The organism is Legionella bozemanae, assembly GCF_001648595.1.
GTDB classification, from domain to species: domain Bacteria; phylum Pseudomonadota; class Gammaproteobacteria; order Legionellales; family Legionellaceae; genus Legionella; species Legionella bozemanae.
On sequence record NZ_LBAW01000017.1, the window covers coordinates 48,541 to 68,796 of the forward strand.

The window sequence follows — 20,256 nt, forward strand, 5'->3', positions numbered from 1 at the left end:
TCGAAGCAGAATTGCAGCAACCGAATTGATTCTGCTTCATTGGCCTACCAGTTTATCTCAATGACATAGTTGATTGATTTTCTTTTTCCAATTGATCAAACAAGTCATCAGGCTCAACTTGCCCTGTGACAATCCACGCCGCAATAGAGTCTGCCAAAAGATCAATTGTGTATTTTTCTTGTTCTTGTGGCTCTCCCGCAATAGCAGAATTGTGTCTTGTTTGGGTTAAGTCAGATACAGATATGGCATTCTTCAATTGAACAGGTAAGAATTTAATGTAGAGTGTCATGAGTTGTTCACGCGTTAATTCACCCGCGGCAACCATGCTTAAAATAGTGTTACACCATTGGTCGTGAGATTGCGCACGATGTTTCTTATATTCCGCAATCATATTAATAATACTACCTAGGGTTTCCCCTTGTTCATTTGTATTTTCAACAGGCTTAGGTCCAGAAATGGCTAATTGACCAACATAGGCAAACCTTGCTTTATCAGTTACAGCCGGGAAATATTTATCATCTTGAATCTGAATCTTTAAATGAACTTTATTAGCCATTATTCTTCTCCATCATATACTTCTCTTTTTCTTAGCTCCTTGCCAAGTTCTTTAAAAGATAGAGTAACCGTAATTCCTAGTGTCTGAGCCAAGGCATTTAAAGCACTTGGTGGTAGCTTGACTTCAGGATCGCGTAAATAACTTTTGGGTGTTTCCGCACTCAACCCATCAAATACTTCAATATACTTTAAAGGATGGGTATATAACTCATCCACCGCCAACTGGCGTAATACGTACGCCATACACTCCACTAACTCTGACTTACGAGAACTATTAAGTAACATGCTCATACGCTCAGGAAGTGTTAAATACGGTTGGTTGCTTATATACTTGGGAAAGTGCTGATAAAAGCGCTCCAAAATTTTTTTCAACGTTGCATCATTGCCACGCTGGCTACTACTCTGCAAGGAATCAATCAAAGCCACAGCAACGGCATGAAATTGTTCATTACCGACATTGATAAAACTATATTCTGCACGTGGTCTAGGTTCATGCTGTACATAAGCTCTATTACTAAAAAAACCCGCCATGATGCTCTCCCAACCTCAATATAACTTCATTCTAATGAAACAAAATTAAGGAAATATTAACTAGTAGTAACATTATGAAATATAAATTTACAGTTAACCCCATTTTTCAAACCAATTATAGTAATAAAATAGTACTTAACATTATAATTCTATACTACATGCAATAATTTTACTCTATTACCCTGCGATAAGACAATGCTTATATTTTATACGCGATGACTCCATGAAGTTTATAGGGAATTTACAACTTAAGGAAATGTTTATAGAGTATTATCAAGAAAATGATTCGGTTGCATTCAAGAGATACCACAAACAGCTCCTAATTTTTTAAAAAAGGTAGCTTCTCAATATGTCAAGAAAGTAAAATGGTGGTTCACTGCTAAATCAAGCACATAAATTAAGGACTTACTCTTGAGCCACTTGCTATCTTTTCTTATTTGTTTGCTCCTTGTGCTCTTCACATTACTTCTTCATTTAAAATTTAAAAGAAAACAAATCAATGTGCTCCGATGGCAAAAATTATTAAATTTACAAGAACACGCGCAAGTTTTCCGCCAAATTTACACCGATGCTAATGGTTTTATGCTGTCTCAAAATGCACGCCACGTACATGATGCCATGGAATATGCTTATGGAGAGATCGAATTTTTATCATTTATTGCACTTCTATCCCTAACGAACCCCAATAAAAATACCGTTTTCTATGACTTAGGTTCGGGAACAGGTAAAGCAGTATTAGCCTGCGGTATGGTGTTCCCAATATGCAAAAGTATTGGCATCGAATTATTTCCAGAGCTCTACCTCGATTCCTGCAAACGACGTGATCAATTGGCCGCTATGAAAAACTATGCCGAACAAACCAAAAAAATTCAGTTTATTTTGGGGGATTTTCTCAAGGTGAATTTAGATGATGCTACGCTTGTTTTTATCAACTCTACTGCTTTTTTTGGTCCAACATGGGAAAAACTATGTGCTAAACTGGATCATTTACCTCATCTCAACACAGTAATTACAACCAGCAAAACATTATCCAGTACTCATTTTACTGTAACGACACGTACTAAAGTTGAAATGAGTTGGGGCGTTGTGTTTGCTTATGTCCATACGCGAAAAACAACTTTCGACTAACTGTCTTGAAAATATTGAATAATTTTTTTCCCAGTCTATACTTATAAAACAAGGACAATTGTCAGCACCTAATCTGTATTGGTAGCAGACTTTGAAACACGCGACAACACGAGGTGGGTATGATCAAATCGGAACTCATTGAACACATCGCTGCTCGAATGACGCATCTTACTGAAAAGCAAGTGGCTGATGGTATAAATAGAATATTGGAGTTAATGAGTGAAGCACTCATTAAAAATCAACGGATAGAAATTCGGGGATTCGGCAGCTTTTCTCTCCATTATAGACCGCCCCGCAACGCTCATAATCCCAAAACTGGGGAAAAAGTTGTGACAAAGGCCAAATACAGTCCTCACTTTAAACCAGGAAAAGAATTACGCGAACGCGTCGATGCATCACGTGATAAATATAAATTACCTGATGAAGAATGAGAGTAATAACTCAGGCCCCATGTGAATATTTACTCGAACGATTGGGGTTGAGCACATTACGAATGGGGTAGTTCCTGGGTACTGCTTTGTTGCACTCAGGAATTCATACCAAAACCTGAGTACGCTGTCCCCCAGGCATCAATTTTTTTATCATCCATATCAAGTACGAGGTAAAGTAACCCCTGTTTGTCCCTGATATTTTCCATTGCGATCTCGGTACGAAACAGCACAAATTTCCGTAGCTTCTAAAAATAGCATTTGTGCAACGCCTTCATGCGCATAAATTTTGGCGGGCAACGTCGTCGTATTTGAAAACTCCAAAGTTACATGACCTTCCCACTCGGGCTCCAAAGGAGTCACATTAACAATAATGCCGCAACGCGCATAAGTCGATTTACCAAGACAAATAGTCAGTATATTACGTGGAATACGAAAATATTCCACGGTTCTTGCTAATGCAAAAGAATTGGGAGGAATAATACACACATCTGACTGCACATCAACAAAGCTGTTTTCATCAAAAGCTTTAGGATCCACAACAGCAGAATTAATGTTGGTGAAAATTTTAAATTCATTAGCACAACGAACATCATATCCATAGCTGGATACGCCATATGAAATAATTCTTCCATTGTCATTTTCACGCACTTGTCCGGGTTGAAATGGAGATATCATTCCATGTTCAAGCGCCATTTTTTCTATCCATCTATCTGATTTAATCGACACAATAAAAACCTCATGACTTCTTTGAAAATAAGTGTTCTATCATAAAAGCGAACTAAACGAAAGTTTAAGTTAATAATCCTGTTTTTTCTGTGGATTAATTTTCATATTTTTCAAGAAAGGGGACGGTTCTAATCTTCTTGTTGCGAATTTCTTTTATATTAAGATGCCTATATTAAGATGCCGAAAAGTGTATTAGTCCATGATGCTTATTCTGGACAAAAAGCAAGAATGCTTTGTTTTTGTCCAGAAATAGGCGCTTTATCATTTTATCTATTTTTTCTTTGCAGCCATACTTGACAAAATATCGCCCAGCTCCATTGGCATTGGAAACACAATGGTGGAGTTATTATTACTTGCTATAGCGGCTAATGTCTGCAAATAACGTAATTGCATTGCCTGAGGTTGTTGTGCCAGAACTTGTGATGCTTGTAATAACTTAGCGGAAGCTTGCAGCTCCCCTTCAGCATGAATCACCTTCGCGCGTCGCTCACGTTCTGCCTCAGCCTGTCTTGCGATTGCACGTATCATGCTTTCATCCAAATCAACACGTTTAATTTCAACATTGGACACTTTAATCCCCCATGTATCGGTTTGTGAATCCAATATTTTTTGTACGTCACTATTTAATCGTTCACGTTCAGAAAGCATTTCATCCAACTCATGCTGTCCTAACACGGAACGTAGGGTCGTTTGTGCCAATTGACTGGTTGCTTCGTAGTAATTTTCTACTTGGATAATTGCATTTTCTGGAATCACAACACGAAAGTATAAAACTGCATTTACTCTTACTGAAACGTTATCTTTGGAGATAACATCTTGGCTTGGTACATCCATAACTATAGTACGTAAATCGACCCGGACCACTTGCTGGATCACTGGAATAATAAGCACTAATCCAGGTCCTTTAACTTTCCAGAAGCGCCCCAACATGAATACAACACCGCGCTCATATTCTCTAAATACTTTAATTGCTGAGATCAAAAGCAATACAATTGCAATGATGATCACCGTGAAAAAAGGTCCCATTTTACCCTCCTTGATTATCTAAATCTTCTTCAATTTCTAACACGAGTCCTGAGGTTCCGATTACTTTTATTGGCTTTCTTGCTGCAATAAACTTTTTCGAATGTACACTCCAAATCTCACCACGAATAAACGCCTGCCCGTCAAGATTAATATCACCAAGCGTACGGCCTTTGGCCCCTATCAAAACAATTAAACCATGTTTCACACTTTGTCGTCGCGCTTTTACCACCATCCCAAGTACGATCACAAAGAAAAGAATATTCACTAAAGCCATTGCCCCAATTGCCGACCATGCGATTTGATAGGTCTGATTGTCGCTATCAATTAACATAATGGATCCGATAATAAACGCTATTGTGCCTCCGATACCTAAAGAACCGTATGCAGGGACAAATGCTTCTGCGATAATAAATCCTATTCCCAATATAATAAGGAAGAAACCTGCATAGCTAATCGGTAATAATTGCAGTGCATAGAGCGCGATACACATTGATATAGCGCCGATTACTCCAGGAAATATATGACCTGGGTTCACTAATTCGAAGAAAATACCATATATCCCCAATAAAAGAAGGAGATAAGCCACCGTAGGATCAGTAATTATTGATAAAAATTGTGTGCGCCAATCCGGATCGATTAACTCGATGTGTGCATTACTGGTGTTGAGTATTATTTTTTGATTATTTTGCGTTACTGATATGCCATTCAACTGAGAAAGTAAGTCATGCTCATCATGTGCAATATAATTTATAACTCCTTCCTTTAAAGCCTCTGTGGATGTTAAAGTCTCAGCGTTCAAAACTGCCTTTTGCGCAAAGTCCGGATTACGTCCCCGCAATTGCGCCAGAGACCTTAAGGTTGCCACCGCATCATTAGTTATTTTTTTCTCCATCGTTGTCTGCTTATTTGATTTGCTTTCCTCAGCAAAACCAGCCAAGGCAATATTAACCGGACTTGCTGCTCCTAATTGAGTCCCTGGTGCCATAGCTGCTATGGTACTGCCATAGAGTAAGTAAGTTCCCGCACTTGCAGCACGCGCGCCATTTGGGCTGACATAAGTCACGATGGGAACGTTGGATGATAAAAACTTTTGAATAATTGCTCGTGTAGCCTCATCAAGCCCACCAGGAGTATCAAGAGTAATCAGGATTAAATCTGCATCTTGTGCATTATCAATATTACGAATAATGTAATCCGCTGTGGCCGGTCCGATTGCTCCTTTGATTTTAAGTTCGATGATTTTTGCTGCATAAGAACTGGAAGCATAAATGACGAAAAGGATAAGAAGTACACCTAATCGAGATAAAAATAGGTTCTGAGCTGGTGAGAATATGGACTTTGGCATGCTGTAAGGTGTACACATGCTCCTTTCCTTTATGAAAATACGTTATATGATAAAAGATAGCACAGTTTGCATTATTTATTACTCATTTATGGGTAAGCTCTTGGGCTGATAAATGCATGTATTTGCTGCATGAATGAAAGTATCACTTGGGCACTTCTTGCAGATTAGCCCAGGTTCCGCTTCACATTACCCGGGCCTCTTCAGATTCATAAGGATTGCTTTTTAGAAATAAACACCAATTTGTGCAGAAACTGTATCCGCACTGCCTCCAGTTCCTATGGTTGGCGCATTTACAAGGCCAGGAGGCGCAGCGCCATTGGCAAAATCATTGGAGCTATAATCAATTTCATGCCGATATTCAATACTTTCTACAGTATCTTTCCAAATAGAAATATTAAATACCCCAATAAATCGGTGTTCTGGCAAATTGAGTGCAAGTGCTTCTCGAGTCCGTTGATAGCTAACACCAACAGACGCAGGTCTATTGAATACCCTGAATGTCATATCAATTTCTGTTTGTAATGCTTGTGGTTTTGCACCATGGCCATTGAAACTCAAATCCTGAGCTCTGAATGCCTCAATAGTTCCAACCCACTCAGCGGCAAAGTTAAATCGATCGTAAGCCATATTGCCGTATACATCTACAGCTTCCGTTTTACGCACCAGTTCATTTCCATTGAGTAAAGAACCAAAGCCACCAAAAGTCCCAGGGTTTGCTGCAGTATTTTGCATTCCAGCTGCATCATTAATTGAACTGATATAACTGGCACCTATTTCACCACTCATTCTGTCAAATCCAAAGACATAACCGCCATTCACACCACCAACTCCAGCTCTTCCCAGTGTGGTATCACTTCGATAAATGTATGTTGAAACAAATGGTCCGGTATCTTCTTGAGACTTATAACCTATTATAAAAGGCCTTGTTTTTGTTCGCCCCATATCTAAAGTTAATGGAGAGCTGATCATAGAGCTGGAATAACGACCAAAAGGTACATACAACTGCCCTGCGGTAAAATAAAATGGTGTTTTGTCCAAATTACCAATGTTGACAAAACCCATATTGAGGTTAAATGCGGAATTATTAATTCTTGGACCAACCTCCGGGGGGCTTGCATCATATGCGATTGCTATGTAGGCTTCAACGTTTTGGTTTAATGCAGCAGCAACATCGAGTTCACTAGAGCCAAGAGTTAAATCAACATTTGTACCCCCAACATAATCACTATTGAGCATGCCTACAGGTTCGGCTTTACCACTAAGTGCAATGATTGGTCTGTCAGGAATTGGGTAGCCCATATTCCGATATGCTCTATATAATTTTCGACGTTGTTGCATCAAACGGATATCGCGATTGATACTCGAGATATTAACAATATAATCTGATCCATCAAATGCGGGCCTATCCCCCAAGTATGGAGAAGCGACCACCGGTGTTCCCGCAATATAGGTAACAACCCGTCCCTCAGCCACTAAAGCAGTTGGATAAAATCTTACTGACTCTGGATGCTCTTCAGGTGTATGTATCGACAGCGTCGATGAATGATATTTGACCATGTTATCTTGTATTATTTGGTCATGCTCATGTTTTTTTCCATGTTTTACATGAGGTTTGGACTCTTGTTTTTTTGTTTCTTTTTTGCTCGACTTGGGTTGGTGTTTCACTTTCTGAGAAACCATTTCCCTTTGTAACGAGTCTAGTTGAGCTTGTAATTGTTGTGCTTGTTTTTGTAAATGAGCTATTTGACGTTGCAACTGTTGATCATGTTCCGCATAGAGTGGCGATGACAAACAGACTAGGGCCAATATTATTTTTTTATACTGCATGCGGTACTCCTGTTCATTATTTTTACTTCCACATCGGAATGGCAGAAAATTATAGCTTGGTAAACAAGGAGTGGCTAGCCTCTTTTTTACAAATTTGCTTAAATTTTGTAACTTTTTTGTATAAAAAAACCCATACCAAAGTATGGGTTTTCTAGTGAATACTGCCTATGATGATTTGATCATGCGTTGCCGATTAACTTCAGGCCAAAGTATGGGCCATAGACCCCGTAATCAACTGCGCGAACAGGTCCAAATAGATTAGGAAGTGCTTGCTCTTCCAACACATGAAAATAATTGACAACTTGATAACCTGCTTGAATATTAGCAAGACCTATAGGAGTTGCATGAGCATAATTGACACCAAGTTTTGCTTCCAAGCTTGGAACAATACCATTTTTGCGGAAGGATACCTGTTCAACAATAGCATGAACGGGAGAGGCGACGAAGCCAGCATGATAGCGATTTGTTCCATAGAGAATAGAGCCCCCTCCATTTGCGGTAACACTTAATGAGTCCGTAATGTAATAGGCATAATTAATTCCCGCCACAGGTCCAATACCTTTATAATCAGTATTATCAAATTTACTAAATGGATTGCTTGCAAGTGAAGGAATTATTGAGGTCACATAATAATTTTTACCCGTTGATTGTACATTTGCATATTGCAAACCAGCATAGAAACGTATTTTTTTTCTTATGCTAAAATCAGTATGTTGGCCCATCACTACATTAACTTGATCAATTCTATTTCGGTTAATGAATTCAAATGGCGCTGGTATTTCTGGAACATCTACTGCTGGGATAGTTAAAAACCCGAAAAGTTCTGTTGGCCCTGCGGATGTGCTGTAGTGCATCCAGTTGATAGTGATATCATTTCCTGTATTGAAGTGGTAGGAACCTTCTAAAAAATATCCCCAGTTCCAATCATTTTTTAATTCTTTATTTAAAGGTACTGTCCCAGGTTGAAATGCTTTGTCAGCGCCATAAATTGATCTTAAATAGAGTGCTTGCGCACCGAAGTCCCAAAGATTTGTCGCACATGGAACTGTAACATTACCTGGGGTACAAACTGGCCCCATACTTCCGGCAGTAGCTACACTTGCTGCCAATCCCAATACAGCTATAGTTGCTTTCTTAAACATGAATACTCCATTAGAAAAAAAAAGCCCATCATGAAGACGGGCTTTCATAAGATCTTAATCAATTAAGAAATTAAACATTTCCTACATACTTCAGGCCGAAATAAGGACCAGCAGCAGCGAAGTCAGTTGAAGTAACTGGCAACACAGTTGTGTTTAACGCATGGATGTAGTCAAACCACATGTACCCAGCATCCAGAATTAAGTCACCTTGCGCTATTGGATAAGCATAGCTAGCACCTAATTTAGCTTCTAATTCTGGAACGATTGCTGTTCTGGTTCCACTCACATCAACTGTGAAAACACTAACGCCAGCAACAGAAGCATCTGGATCAACGAAGCCAACATCATAACCATGTTTTTGTGAACCAACTAATACTGCAGCAGCTGCTTTATCATAAATTCCAAAGCCGTTACCGAATACGTAGTTCATGTCAATACCAGTACGTGGACCAAATCCGTTGTACTGAGTGCTACCATTGAATCCATCTGTGAAGTCAGGGATACCGCCATCAAAGTCTGTTGCAAACGCATGTACGCTTCTCTTGATGCTGGCAAATTGGAAACCGCCATGGAAACGGATTTTCTTATTCGCGCTGAAGTCAACAAATTGACCGAATTCACCGTTTACTGCATCCCATCTGTTTTTGTGACCAAAACCAATTAATGTCTCTGGATCAAAAGCAGGAGCGAATTCAGTATTGTTCCAACCTGTATCTAAATGATACCAATTCACATTGATGTCGTTTCCAGTATTGAAATGGTAAGAACCTTCAATCTGGAATCCCCAGTTCCATTGAGCATCCAATTCAGTATTAATAGCAACACCTGTTGGAGTACTAGCGATATCTAATGAAATATCGTTATCGGTCATTGTTTGTAAAATTAATGCCTGTCCGCCAACATTCCACCCAGTAGCTGGGCAAGGAACAGTGACGTTACCGGGAGTGCAAACTGGACCCATGGTGCCAGCAAATACTGCACTGCTGCCTAAAGCTAAAATTGCTAAAGTGGTTTTTTTTAAACTTAACATGCTTATGTCTCCGCATAAATTATTATTAGTTCCTCTTTAATTGATAACTCTCTACTAGGAGTTGTCATTAGCATGCCTTCGTCGCTTCAGGGTCGATGCATGCAACAGTGTGAGTATTAGCAGTGGAATAGAATAAGTCAAGAAATTTTGCAAAAAAAAATTAATATTTTTCAATTAGATATGCCTTTTTTGCACGAAGAATATCTTTTTTGGGCAGGATGGTGATTCTTTTGATTTTGGGTGCAAAAAACGATTTGTGTTCACTACTCTTCAAGAAGAACAAGAATAATATATTCGGGAATATAAAATATCTATTAAAATCTGCAACCTTACATTTAATGAGTTAGGCCAGCTTCCATTAATGCGCTAATCAACTTTATTTCTTTATTAGAGTAATCACGACTCTTCGATTTGCAGCCCGACCTGCATCGGTATCATTTCTCGCAATAGGATAGAGCTCACCTACCCAGGTCACCAAGAGTTGTTCTTTAGGTACACCAAGTTTTAGTAAATATTTTTCAACAGTTCGTGCTCTTTCTTCAGATATTGCATTGTTATAACCTTTACGACCATTTGCATCAGCATAACCAATAACTCGTATTTCTTTTATTTGTGCATCTGCCTCTACATATCGAGCAATACGACGTAATTGTTGTTTATCTTCATCAGTCAATTCTCTGCTATCTTCTTTATAATGAAATATACTTTCTCTAACTTGCTCATAACCAAATGGTAATAGATTTCCAATGCATTCTTGATAGCGAGAATATGGTTTTTGAAAACCAACGGGTGACAATGAAACCATCGTGTTAAATCCGGTTTCCGCACGATAAGTAAAATTTGGCTCGTAGCCTTGTGATAGAAAAGTAAGTAATTTTAAAGCGCCATCTCGTCTTAGATAAATTCCATACTCCCCAGGCTTAACCGTAAGCTGCCCTACTAGAATAGGTGGCCTTTCCGCTTTCCAGTTAGGAGTTGTTACAATAATTTTTGCAGGTAAAAATCGTTGTACCTCATCCCAGGTACGTAAAATAAAATGAGGCGGTTTTGCTGCATACTGTTCAAAATAGGCAATACCATAATTAGGAATCGTAAGGGATAATCCACAACGAATTTGGTTACGGCTCACGCGCCATCCCTTTGCGCCTAGCGGATTTGCAAAATGAACTTGGGTCATTGTGTATCCAGTGTCCATTGTAAGTACTGCACTTAGTGCAATACATGCTATAAATTGTCCCTTCTGCTCCCCAAATGCCATCTTTTATTCATTCCTGCGACTTATTTCATGTTATTCTTAGTTATCGGCAAAAATGCAGGAATCTTTATTATGCAAACGCTAATGATTAATCGCCCTGACGATTGGCATGTCCATCTTAGGGATAATGAGATGTTACAACATACAGTGGCAGACAGCGCGCAACATTTTGCGCGTGTGTTAGTTATGCCGAATCTTAAACCAGCACTAACGACATTGGCATCCATTAATGAGTATAGAAATAGGATTTTAACTGCACGGCCTAAAGGCAATGCTTTTGAACCTTATATGACTTTTTACCTAAATGATTCTGTAAGTGCCGAAGAATTACAGCACGCAGCAAATACTTCTTATATTCTCGGCGCAAAGCTTTATCCCGCCGGCGCCACAACCAACTCTGAAGCAGGAGCAAAATCACTAAAAGATCTTTATCCTCTTTTTGAAGTATTACAAAATAATAACCTAGTACTCCAAATTCATGGGGAAGTCACTCATAGTGATATTTTTGAACGCGAATCCTTATTTATTGATGAGTATCTAAAACCAATCGTTAAAAATTTTCCCAAACTAAGAATAGTCCTCGAACATATATCGACACAAGCTGCGGTCGAATATGTTACAGAAGCCCCTGCAACGGTTGCTGCAACGATTACTCCCCATCATTTATTATATAATCGAAATAAATTACTCGTTGGCGGACTTAGGCCTCATTATTATTGCCTGCCTATTTTAAAGCATGAAAAAGATCAAAAAGCATTACAAAATGCTGCTTGCAGCGGAAATCCAAAGTTTTTTGCCGGAACAGATAGCGCGCCTCATAGTGTCAGTGCAAAAGAAAGTGCCTGTGGCTGTGCAGGAATTTATTCCGCTCCATTCGCGCTTGCTTTATATGCACAAGTATTTGATGAATTGAATCAATTAAAACAACTCAACCATTTTCTCAGTCGTTTTGGTGCGGACTTCTATCAACTACCCATCAATCAACACCACATTGAATTGATTAAATCCCCACAAACAATACCTAATTATTTGCCATTAGGCTCCAGCCAAGTTGTTCCAATCGCTGCAGGTGAAATCATTCAATGGAGCATTCATGAACCCAAGCGATAATTTATTTTATATGAATTTACGAGAACGATTTCGTGGTTTTTTACCTGTAGTAGTTGATGTAGAAACCGCAGGCATAGATCCTTATAGAAATGCATTGTTAGAAATGTGCATTGTATTAGTTTTTATGGATAGACAAGGCAATCTTTACCGTGGAGAAAGTTATTTTGAACATATTTTGCCCTTTCCTGGAGCTGAGCTGGATCAAAAATCTCTAGAGTTCAATCAAATTGATCCTTATCAGCCACTGCGCTTTGCTTTAGATGAAAAAACTGCTTTAGAAAATTTGTTTCATCCCATTTTTGCGGCACTTAAAAAAACTCAATGCCAGCGTGCTGTTTTAGTCGGCCATAATGCATGGTTTGATTTGTTATTTATCAAGGAAGCCATAAAAAGAACTGGAATCAAATCACCCTTTCACGCGTTTACCTGCTTTGATACAGCAACTTTAGGTGGATTTATTTATGGGCAAACTGTATTAGCGAAAGCGGCACAAGCAGCAGGAATTCCTTTTAACGCTCAGGAAGCACATTCAGCCATTTATGATGCAGAAAAAACCGCCGATTTATTTTGCCACATGACCAACATGTGGAAAACCATGCAGGAAAATACTTAGGTCTGTTTCCATTTTTCTTATCTGGGCAGTTTGGCTCAAGCTAGCGAATGTAAATAGACCTTTGGGTCAAGAGTAATTCAGATAAAAAAGCAGAAATTTCCCGGACTACGCTTCGCGCTGCCCGGGTTAAATTTTACAATGAGTCAGAATGTTCTGTTAGGTAAGCAGCAACACCTTCTGTAGATGCCTTCATTCCCGCTTTACCTTTTTCCCAACCAGCAGGGCAAACTTCACCATTTTCTTCAAAATGCTGAACTGCATCAATAATTCTTAAAATTTCGTCCATGTTACGACCTATAGGCAAGTCATTAACGATTTGTGAACGAACTACTCCATTGGTATCAATAATGAATGCACCGCGGAATGCAACACCTGCAGATGGATGTTCAACTCCATAGGATTGACAAATACTATGAGTCATATCTGCAGCCATAGTGTATCGAACAGGACCAATACCGCCCTTATTAATTGGAGTACTTCTGTATGCATTATGAGTAAAGTGTGAATCAATAGAAACAGTAACCACTTCAACGTTACGGCTTTTGAATTCATCAATACGATGATCTAAAGCAATCAACTCAGAAGGACATACAAAAGTAAAATCTAGAGGATAAAAAAATACGAGGCCATACTTACCTTTTATATGCTCGTGTAAATTAAACTTATCCATAATCTCACCATTTGGCATAACAGCCGCAACGGTAAAATCAGGGGCTTTTCGTCCCACTAATACACTCATTCTATGATCTCCATCATTATAGTTATTATTATGGTATTAACTCATTATATTATGCGGCAATCGCATCACGCAGCATTGTTTCTAATTCACCTTGCTGGAATAATTCAGCAATGATATCAGAACCACCGATTAACTCGCCCTTCACATAGAGTTGCGGAAAAGTAGGCCAATCAGAATACTGCGGTAATGTTTGGCGAATATCAGGATTAGCAAGAACATCGACATAGGCGAAATCTACGCCACAAGATTCTATGCATTGTACTGCACGGGCAGAAAATCCACATTGCGGCATCTTCGGCGAGCCTTTCATATAAAGCAGGATGGCATTTTCTGCTATTTGCTTTTTAATTTTTTCTAAAGTATCCACTCACACACCTTAAAATAATAAATTAATTATCACCATTATCGCGAAAACCTGTAAAGCCCGCAACCAATAAATTTTTAGTAGAATAGGATAGCAGATCTTACCTTAAAAGCCAACTAATGCCCCATTTGATCTAATAATAATCAAAAAACAGTTGAAAATAGCATTCTTCCAAGTACAAACATGCATTTTTATTGCAGTGATCCAGTATTCCATAGGTAAAATTACCTTTTAGTATGAGGATTATAATTAATCTTCATTGAATATCATGTCCTTCCTGCTAAACTTATCCCACAGAATAAAATAATAGGAGATTAGGATGACATTTACATTGCCTGAATTACCATATGCCAAGAATGCATTGGAGCCCCACATATCCAGTGAAACACTAGAATATCATTATGGCAAGCATCATCAGACTTACGTTAACAATTTAAATAAATTAATTCCTGGCACCGAATTTGAATCCATGGAACTGGAAGAGATCATTAAAAAATCAAAAGGTGGCATGTTTAATAATGCTGCACAAGTTTGGAATCATACTTTTTACTGGCACTGCCTCAGTCCTAATGGTGGTGGTGAGCCCAAAGGCAAATTGGCTGACGCAATTAACAAGCATTTTGGCTCATTTAGCGAATTTAAAGAACAATTTACACAAACTGCAATATCTACTTTCGGCTCGGGTTGGGCATGGCTTGTGCAGGATAATACGGAGGCTTTAAAAATAATCAGTACCAGTAATGCAGGCACTCCAATGACTGAAGACTTAAATGCACTATTGACTTGTGATGTATGGGAGCATGCTTATTATATTGATTATCGTAATGCACGTCCTGACTATATCTCTGCATTTTGGAAATTGGTAAATTGGGATTTTGCAACCAGCAATATGAAATAAAACAATTCTTTTTACTGAGGATTTCTCCATTCGTATAGCGCAGCAAAGAAAGTTATGGCTATAATGTGGCCACCCCTGTCTCTCCATGAATAAGGAGAGATATTTTTGGGTGGAGATCCTTCAGTTTTAAGGAAAATATTATGGCTTTAATTACTAGTTACAATCCTATGCCAATAACTTTTACACATGGAGAAGGAGTTTGGTTGTATGACGAGCAGGGCAAGGCCTATCTTGATGGTTTAAGCGGGATAGCAGTGTGCGGATTAGGACATGCTCATCCGGATGTGACAAAAACCATACAACAACAAGCAGCCAAGCTAATCCATACATCAAACACCTTTCATATCAAACAACAAGAATTACTCGCTGAAAAGCTGATAACCATGACGGGTATGGAGCAGGCTTTTTTTGCTAATTCTGGTGCTGAAGCCAATGAGGCAGCGATTAAATTGACCCGTCTTTTTGGCCACAAAAAAGGAATTGAAACTCCTTCAATTATTGTTATGGAAAGAGCCTTTCATGGCCGTACTATGGCAACCTTAACCGCATCAGGAAGTCGAAAAGTACAAGCGGGATATGAACCCTTGGTGCCAGGCTTCATTCGCGCTCCTTTTAATGATTTGGATGCCATTCATACTATTGCAGCAAATAGAGAAGATGTTGTTGCGGTAATGCTTGAGCCAATTCAGGGAGAGGGTGGGATCCATGCGGCAGAAGAAAGTTATCTTCGTTCTCTGGTCAAACTTTGTGAACAACATGACTGGATGCTTATCTTGGATGAAATCCAAACTGGAAACGGCCGTACAGGAAAACTTTTTACCTATATGCACTATGACATTCAACCTGATGTGCTTACTACAGCTAAAGGTTTGGGTAATGGTGTTCCTATAGGCGCTTGCCTGATGAGTAAACGCGCGAAAGATTTATTTAAACCTGGAAATCATGGATCAACTTTTGGTGGCAATCCTCTGGCTTGCGCTACAGCTCTAACTGTATTGGAAGTTATAGAACGCGACAAAATTTGTGAAAAAGTCACAAAAAATAGCAGTCTATTGATGGAGAAATTAATCAAAAATCTCGGGGAACATCCTGGCGTAAAAGGAATTCGTGGAAAAGGCTACATGATTGGTATTGAATTAGATCGACCCGCTAATGATGCTCGCTTACTGGGACTTACTAACGGTGTACTTTTTAACGTTACTGCAGATACTGTAGTGAGACTCTTACCTCCCCTCATCATTAATGAAGAAGAGATTGATGAATTAGTTAATCGGCTCACGCTTACGATCAAGCAATTCATTCAGGGTTAATCTCCTCGTAGTTTGAATTCAGTATAAGCGTTCACCTAATGAGAATAGAGTGTAACCGGGACACCCAACCTAAGATGTGGTCACTTTTTCATTTCTACGTACCATGCTTTATGCGCGGTACGTAGGCAAAAAAATTTGTGATCCCGGCTCCTAGCTAGATCTCTTCCGACTTCATGATTGCAAAAAAATCGACGATCGTATCATTAATTTTTTTTAATGATTGATTTTTTAACTTCAAATTCAAGCAGGTATCTTCTTCTTTATTTCCTGTTTGCAGTTTTTGACAGATGAGTTCAAACATATGGCCATCTATTTTTTTTAATTCCGGAAGCCTGTGATTAATTTTTTCTAGAAGAAAGTTTTTTATTCTTTTCCTTGACTCAAATAACCGTCTCTCGAGCCTGTCCATTAGATCGCAGAGCTCATTTTCTCGACCACTACAAGTAATACGCATAAAACCATCATGTTTGGACAATCCAAAATAAGATAAAGGTGTAACCATCAAGTAATCTTCAAACAATAAATAATATGCAAGATCTTCGTCCGTCTCCACAATGCCAGTTTTCTGCAAAACTCGCGCTGCTTCTTTGGGTAAAGGCAAACCAAACATATCACTAAAATCAGCAAGAACATAAAAAGTAGCTTCTACGCGGTATAAAGGATCAGGCATTGCTGCACCCATTTTTTTTAAGCGTGCAACCACATAATCCACTTTTTTCTCATAGAAGGTTGCTATATTATTTTTTTCTTCGGGGCCAAAATTCGCCATGGTTTGTGCATAGGCAGCTTGCGCTGAGCGCGGTGCATGAATGAAATAGCTTATATTTTTATTGAGCATTTCATTCATCAAACTTGATTCAAATACTAAAAGCACTGCCATGCGCTCGCCCGCCGCAGATAAAGCCTTTGTTGCTGAGCGTAAGACAATTACTCGCTCTTTTAGATCAGGAGCAATTTTTAAAAAAGAAGGGGCATCTGAAAAACTCATCTCGGTATAAGCTTCATCAAAAATGATGTACAAATTAGGATACTGACGCAAAACATCAGCAATTTTTATTAGCTCGTCTTTATCAATAATGTTTCCCAAGGGATTTGATGGATTGCAAATTAATATGGCTTTGGGCCAACCATGATCCACTTCGGCTAAAGTATAAGCCTCTTTAATACTCTCTTCCGTTGCTTGCGCCGTGAGTTTATATCCGGGTTTGTCCATCACATAAATTGGATGTAAACAATGCAACGCATTGTTGGAATATGCGCTGTAATAAGGAAAAGGGGTAATAATTCGATACCCTGGCACCTCTTCAAAATGAGTATTAAAGGTTTCAAATAACACGCGCAAAGCCCCAATACCACCCACAGTAAATAATATGTTTTCCGCTTTAATTTCTGTTTCATACCATCGTGACATGATATCGGCCATTAATGCTCGCGGCGCATAGTCACCTCGAGGATCTCCATAATCAATGGCAATATCCTCTTCAACCTGCTGCGGATCTACTTTCCATTTTTTAGTTAAATCATCCAATTTTTGCCAATATGAAAGATATGAGGCAATAGTATTTGAATTAATAGGATAGGTTGGTTTTCCAAGGCCCGCAAATATCAATTTTTTTGTTTCGGCTAAACCTTGTGCTTGAATTTCATCCCTTAGAGTATTGGCCCATAATGCTAACAGCATCACTTTTTCAATTTTTTTAGCACAATGTCCATCAGGAGTTAACATGGCATTACCAAATACTCAATTTCACTCATTATAACAGAATGCAAATAAAACATGATATCGATTATAAGCACAACTAATTCAATAAAAATTCTATATCTATCTAGACATCTATGATCTGGTTCAAATGACATGATGTTCTGTGTTTCGCTCTCCCATACTTCATATATGCTAGGCTTGGGCATTCGAAAATCAGATCATTTGAGCTCAATCTAGCGAAATGTAAACAGACCCTATGCTATGCTTAAAAGTAAAAAGGGCTTTCTTTAGTTTTTGTGTCCTATGGGCGCGATTGACCAAGCCTTAAAATACAGGATAATTCATGTTCTTTAGATTTAGGCATTCAAAATATACTCTAAATCAAGAATTTTAATTTATTATGGAAAAAAATGGCAAAAAATGAAACTTCCAACACTGCGAACTTGATAGCCGATTTAGAAAAAACAATTAATACGTTACAAAATAAAATGAATCAGCTGGAAGAACAATATGCCCAATTAAAAAATCTGCTGGATGTCTTGCCTGGAGATGTCTATTGGAAAGATCTAAAAGGTGTTTGGTCCGGAATTAATCAACGATGTATTCAAAGTCTTCATCATATGAAATTTATTAATAAATGTGATGAAAGCGAAGTTCTTGGTAAAACAGATTATGAACTATTTGGTAAACAAACCGCTGATGTTTATCGAGCTAATGACCTTGAAGTGATTGAAAAGAACGTTGAATTATCACGCGAGGAAATAACTCTTTTGCCATCAGGTGAAGAAGTGGTTTTGCTTTCGACCAAAAGACCTTTGTTGGATAAATCAGGGAAAGTTATTGGCATTCTTGGTAATACGATTAATATTACTTATCTAAAAAAAGTCGAATCCGAGCTCAAAGAGGCGAAAGAAAAAGCAGAAGCAGCGAACCATGCCAAAGATGAATTCATCCGTAATATGAGTCATGATATTCGTACCCCTTTAAGTGGGATTATCGGCATGTCCAGCATCCTTGAGCGAGAAGTTCAAAATATCCAAGAAAAAGAATACGCTCATATGATCAATATAAGCGGGGAGCAACTCCTGGCGCTGCTCAACGGGGTGCTCGATATTATCGCTGCAGGAAGCCAACAAGAAAATATAATCAATGAAACAGCCTGCAATGTCCATGATTTGATTCGCAGTATTGCCGATCTGGAGCTTCCAACCATCACTTTGAAAAAATTGGATTTATTAATCAGTATTGACTGCAATACCCCTGAATGGATAACTACAGATACCGTAAAACTTCATCGAATTTTATTAAACCTTTTAGGCAATGCCGTTAAATTTACTGAAAAAGGATTTATTGAAATTGGAGTTAGGCCTAAATCGCCTCACCATGGAAAAATGTTCCTGGAGTTTTTTGTCAAAGATAGCGGACCAGGAATTAGACCTAAAGATAAAGACAAAATCTTCAAACGGTTTTACCGGGCAACCCCATCACATCAAGGGATTTATTCAGGTCATGGTGTAGGATTGCATATTGTGAAACGTTATACCCAGCTTTTAAAAGGAAAGATACGCGTTGACTCTACAATACATACAGGGACTACATTTACGCTAACCATCCCTGTCCATTATATAGAAAAACCTATAGACCACCAAAAATCAACATCCCTTCCTCCTGAAAAACTAATCTTAGAAAAAACAAATGATTCACCTCTTGTGCTGCTTATTGAAGATAATGCCATCGCCTTAAAAATGATAGAAAATCTTTTACAACAACTCGGCATCCGATTTTTATCCGCATCAACAGGTACCAGAGCAATGGAATTGTTTCAAACACATACCTTTGATTGGATCTTAAGTGATATTGGCCTACCTGATACCACTGGGATACAATTAGCAAAACAATTCCGTCATTATGAACAAAGCCGGAGTCTCATCCCTACCCCCATCATTTGTTTAACAGCCCATGCAGTAACTGATGTTGAAAATGAATGTGTAGCGGCTGGGATAAATCAAGTAATTACCAAACCTCTGCGCAGCAGTATGCTGCAGGCATTGCTGGCTCGATACAGCACCTCTAAATTACAAATCCACAATGTACCCACTGCAAAGGTTGACCCTCTTCTCCCGATTAATGAATATCCATTATTTGATAGTACTCATGGAATCAATAATCTGGGATCGGAAAAAACACTCAAAAAAATGCTGCATCTCTTTATCGAGGAAAATACTAAAGATTTAATAAAAACAGCTCAGGCTTGGGAAAAACAAGACCTGATTGAAATCCATAAGCTAACACATAAAATGAAAAGTAGTGCGCTTTATTGCGGCACTCTTCGCATGCGCCATGCATGTGAAGCCTTAGAAAAACATTTTCAAAACAATCCGGAACGATACCCTACAGTACTTTACCAACAACTTCTCCAAGTACATCAAGAAACCGTAGCCGCATTACAAAATTGGCTTCAACAATGAGCCAATGAACTAAATCGTACAACATATAGGATATAGGGTAAACGCATCTATTTATT

The 20,256-nt window shown here is 38.6% G+C and carries 19 protein-coding genes; 7 read left to right on the forward strand and 12 right to left on the reverse strand.

What is annotated here, in order from left to right; all coding sequences use genetic code 11:
* Positions 1-52 precede the first annotated feature (52 nt).
* Together A8O27_RS12840 and A8O27_RS12845 are read right to left on the reverse strand one after the other, a co-directional pair.
* Entirely contained in the window at positions 53-556 is a 504-nt protein-coding gene (locus A8O27_RS12840) for a hypothetical protein (protein ID WP_058459013.1), read from the reverse strand.
* Positions 556-1,086, reverse strand: coding sequence for a hypothetical protein (locus A8O27_RS12845; RefSeq protein ID WP_058459014.1), 531 nt, complete (start codon positions 1,084-1,086; stop codon positions 556-558). Before A8O27_RS12845 ends, A8O27_RS12840 begins: the two co-directional genes overlap by 1 nt.
* 411 nt (positions 1,087-1,497) lie before the next feature.
* Here A8O27_RS12845 and A8O27_RS12850 point away from each other — a divergent pair, with 411 nt between their 5' ends.
* Both A8O27_RS12850 and A8O27_RS12855 read left to right on the forward strand, forming a co-directional pair.
* Positions 1,498-2,214, forward strand: a complete 717-nt coding sequence (locus A8O27_RS12850; protein WP_082642423.1) for a class I SAM-dependent methyltransferase — start codon at positions 1,498-1,500, stop codon at positions 2,212-2,214.
* 119 nt (positions 2,215-2,333) lie between these two features.
* On the forward strand, positions 2,334-2,645 hold the full coding sequence (locus tag A8O27_RS12855; protein WP_058459016.1) for an integration host factor subunit beta: 312 nt from the start codon (positions 2,334-2,336) through the stop codon (positions 2,643-2,645).
* A gap of 159 nt (positions 2,646-2,804) precedes the next feature.
* Here A8O27_RS12855 and dcd read toward each other — a convergent pair whose 3' ends face one another.
* The 7 genes from dcd to A8O27_RS12890 all read right to left on the reverse strand — a co-directional run bounded on the left by dcd (position 2,805) and on the right by A8O27_RS12890 (position 10,999).
* A complete protein-coding gene (gene dcd, locus A8O27_RS12860) occupies positions 2,805-3,371 on the reverse strand; it encodes a dCTP deaminase (RefSeq protein WP_082642424.1) in 567 nt (188 codons plus the stop codon).
* A gap of 270 nt (positions 3,372-3,641) precedes the next feature.
* The gene (locus tag A8O27_RS12865; protein WP_058459018.1) at positions 3,642-4,397 is read right to left on the reverse strand and encodes a slipin family protein; all 756 of its coding nucleotides are present in this window, start codon (positions 4,395-4,397) and stop codon (positions 3,642-3,644) included.
* Position 4,398: 1 nt separating this feature from the next.
* Positions 4,399-5,742 carry an NfeD family protein gene (locus A8O27_RS12870; RefSeq protein ID WP_058459053.1) on the reverse strand — a complete coding sequence of 448 codons (1,344 nt, stop codon included), beginning with the start codon at positions 5,740-5,742 and terminating at the stop codon, positions 4,399-4,401.
* Positions 5,743-5,964: 222 nt separating this feature from the next.
* Positions 5,965-7,569, reverse strand: coding sequence for an LbtU family siderophore porin (locus A8O27_RS12875; RefSeq protein ID WP_058459019.1), 1,605 nt, complete (start codon positions 7,567-7,569; stop codon positions 5,965-5,967).
* Between the two features lie 179 nt (positions 7,570-7,748).
* Positions 7,749-8,711: an Lpg1974 family pore-forming outer membrane protein gene (locus A8O27_RS12880; RefSeq protein ID WP_058459020.1), complete on the reverse strand. Its 963-nt coding sequence runs from the start codon at positions 8,709-8,711 to the stop codon at positions 7,749-7,751.
* A 70-nt stretch (positions 8,712-8,781) separates the two neighbouring features.
* Positions 8,782-9,741: an Lpg1974 family pore-forming outer membrane protein gene (locus A8O27_RS12885; RefSeq protein ID WP_064115097.1), complete on the reverse strand. Its 960-nt coding sequence runs from the start codon at positions 9,739-9,741 to the stop codon at positions 8,782-8,784.
* 376 nt (positions 9,742-10,117) lie between these two features.
* Positions 10,118-10,999, reverse strand: a complete 882-nt coding sequence (locus tag A8O27_RS12890; protein WP_058459021.1) for a flagellar protein MotY — start codon at positions 10,997-10,999, stop codon at positions 10,118-10,120.
* Positions 11,000-11,068: 69 nt separating this feature from the next.
* On the opposite strand from A8O27_RS12890, the gene pyrC reads away from it, so the two are divergent.
* Together pyrC and rnt are read left to right on the forward strand one after the other, a co-directional pair.
* The gene (gene pyrC / locus A8O27_RS12895; protein WP_058459022.1) at positions 11,069-12,106 is read left to right on the forward strand and encodes a dihydroorotase; all 1,038 of its coding nucleotides are present in this window, start codon (positions 11,069-11,071) and stop codon (positions 12,104-12,106) included.
* Complete coding sequence (gene rnt, locus A8O27_RS12900) at positions 12,090-12,719, forward strand: ribonuclease T (RefSeq protein ID WP_058459023.1); 630 nt, start codon at positions 12,090-12,092, stop codon at positions 12,717-12,719. Before pyrC ends, rnt begins: the two co-directional genes overlap by 17 nt.
* A gap of 133 nt (positions 12,720-12,852) precedes the next feature.
* Here the strand turns inward: rnt and A8O27_RS12905 are convergent, their stop codons facing one another.
* Complete coding sequence (locus tag A8O27_RS12905) at positions 12,853-13,458, reverse strand: peroxiredoxin (protein ID WP_058459024.1); 606 nt, start codon at positions 13,456-13,458, stop codon at positions 12,853-12,855.
* A gap of 49 nt (positions 13,459-13,507) precedes the next feature.
* Positions 13,508-13,825 carry a Grx4 family monothiol glutaredoxin gene (gene grxD, locus A8O27_RS12910; RefSeq protein ID WP_058459025.1) on the reverse strand — a complete coding sequence of 106 codons (318 nt, stop codon included), beginning with the start codon at positions 13,823-13,825 and terminating at the stop codon, positions 13,508-13,510.
* 316 nt (positions 13,826-14,141) lie between these two features.
* Between grxD and sodB the strand changes: the two genes are divergently transcribed.
* On the forward strand, positions 14,142-14,720 hold the full coding sequence (gene sodB, locus A8O27_RS12915) for a superoxide dismutase [Fe] (protein ID WP_058459026.1): 579 nt from the start codon (positions 14,142-14,144) through the stop codon (positions 14,718-14,720).
* A 140-nt stretch (positions 14,721-14,860) separates the two neighbouring features.
* Entirely contained in the window at positions 14,861-16,030 is a 1,170-nt protein-coding gene (locus A8O27_RS12920; protein WP_058459027.1) for an aspartate aminotransferase family protein, read from the forward strand.
* Positions 16,031-16,184: 154 nt separating this feature from the next.
* Here A8O27_RS12920 and A8O27_RS12925 read toward each other — a convergent pair whose 3' ends face one another.
* Positions 16,185-17,756: a pyridoxal phosphate-dependent aminotransferase gene (locus A8O27_RS12925; protein ID WP_058459028.1), complete on the reverse strand. Its 1,572-nt coding sequence runs from the start codon at positions 17,754-17,756 to the stop codon at positions 16,185-16,187.
* A 386-nt stretch (positions 17,757-18,142) separates the two neighbouring features.
* Here A8O27_RS12925 and A8O27_RS12935 point away from each other — a divergent pair, with 386 nt between their 5' ends.
* On the forward strand, positions 18,143-20,200 hold the full coding sequence (locus A8O27_RS12935; protein WP_058459030.1) for an ATP-binding protein: 2,058 nt from the start codon (positions 18,143-18,145) through the stop codon (positions 20,198-20,200).
* Positions 20,201-20,256 lie beyond the last annotated feature (56 nt).